Raw genomic sequence first — 1,606 nt, forward strand, 5'->3', positions numbered from 1 at the left:
AGGCTGTTCGGATGCACGTGCAGCGCGCCGAAGTAGCGGCCGAGCGCAAGATGCTGATCGAGGCTGATCGGCTGATCGCGGAAGAAGATGACCTGATGCGCGAGCAGTGCGCGGCGTACGTCGGCCACTTGCTGTGCGGAAAGCGGGCGTGTCAGATCGATTCCGCCAATCTGCGCGCCAATATGGCGCGTGAGCGGGTAAGCGGTGATGGTTTCGTAAGCGGTATCAAGCATGGGTTTCGTCCTCGACGGGCGCGGCGCGCGAATCAGATTGATGGTGAGCCGCGCGATGCAAGGCGGCCGGATGCGGTGCGGCGAGGTGCGCTGCGCCTTCGCCGTAGAGCTTTTCTCGCAACGTGCCTGCGCGGTACGCGGGCTTATAAACGCCGCGACGCCGCAACTCGGGCACGACGAGATCGACGAAATCCTCGTGCGTGCCGGGCAACAGCGCGTGGCTGAGATTGAAGCCGTCGATGCCCGACTGCGCCTTCCAGCTCTCCAGTGCGTCGGCCACTTCGGTCGGCGAGCCGATGAACACCGGCCCCTTGCCGCCGATCGCATTGAAGATCGCGAGCTCGCCGATGGTCCAGACACGCTCGGGATCGGCGACGGTGAACGCTTCGATCGCCGATTGCATGCCTTCGCTTTTCACATAGCGCAGCGGGTCGTCGGGGCTGTACTTCGAAAGGTCTATGCCACTCCAGCGCGAGAAGAGTGCGAGCGCGCCTTCGAGACTTACGTGGCGCTGGATGTCTTGCCATTTCGCCTGCGCCTCTTCCGGGGTCGGCGCGACGATCACGGTAGCGAGCGCGAAGAACAGCACGTTCGCCGGATCGCGTCCGAGCGCCGCGGCACGCTCGCGAATCTCGACGACATCGCGCGCGACGAGATGCGCGGTGGGCGAGCTCAGGAATACGCATTCGGCATGGCGCGCGGCGAAGTCCTTGCCGCGATTCGACGTGCCCGCCTGATACAGCAGCGGCGTGCGCTGTGGCGAAGGCTCGGAGTAGTGCGTGCCCTGCATCGAGAAGAACTTGCCCTCGTGCCGGATCTCATGCACGCGTTGCGGGTCCGCGAACACGCGCTCTTGCGTGTCGCGCACGGCCGCGCCATCCTCCCAGCTTTCCTCCCATAGCCGATAGACGATCTCCATGTATTCATCGGCGAGGTCGTAGCGCTCGTCGTGTGGACGCGCGTCCTGCTGGCCGATCGCGCGCGAGCCGCTCTGCCCGAAGCTCGTCACGATGTTCCAGCCGATGCGCCCGCGCGTCAGATGATCGAGCGTCGACATGCGGCGCGCGAACAGGAACGGTGCCTCGTAGCTCACGCTGCTCGTGACGGCGAAGCCGAGGTGCTCGGTGACTTGCGCCATCGCGGAGACAAGCAGGAGCGGATCGAGTCGCGGAAACTGCAAGCCCCAGCGTACGCCGGCCGCATTCGATCCGCCGTAGACGTCGTACTGGCTGATGCCGTCGGCGAAGAAGAGGGCGTCATAGCCGCCGCGTTCGGCCGTGCGCGCCAAATCGGTCCAGAGCGTCAGCGAGTTGTAGTCGAGCGCGCGGTCTTGCGGGTGCGCCCAAAGTCCAGGCGACAGATGCGTCGGCGCG

At 65.4% G+C, this 1,606-nt stretch carries 2 protein-coding genes; both read right to left on the reverse strand.

What is annotated here, in order from left to right:
• Window positions 1-233: TauD/TfdA family dioxygenase (locus tag AWB67_RS37395; protein ID WP_200822419.1), on the reverse strand; the 233-nt coding region annotated here is incomplete at its 3' end.
• Entirely contained in the window at window positions 226-1,593 is a 1,368-nt protein-coding gene (locus tag AWB67_RS37400; RefSeq protein ID WP_235025592.1) for an LLM class flavin-dependent oxidoreductase, read from the reverse strand. The genes AWB67_RS37400 and AWB67_RS37395, both read right to left, overlap by 8 nt.
• Window positions 1,594-1,606: the final 13 nt, after the last annotated feature.

The sequence above is a fragment of the Caballeronia terrestris genome (genome assembly GCF_001544515.1).
GTDB lineage: Bacteria > Pseudomonadota > Gammaproteobacteria > Burkholderiales > Burkholderiaceae > Caballeronia > Caballeronia terrestris.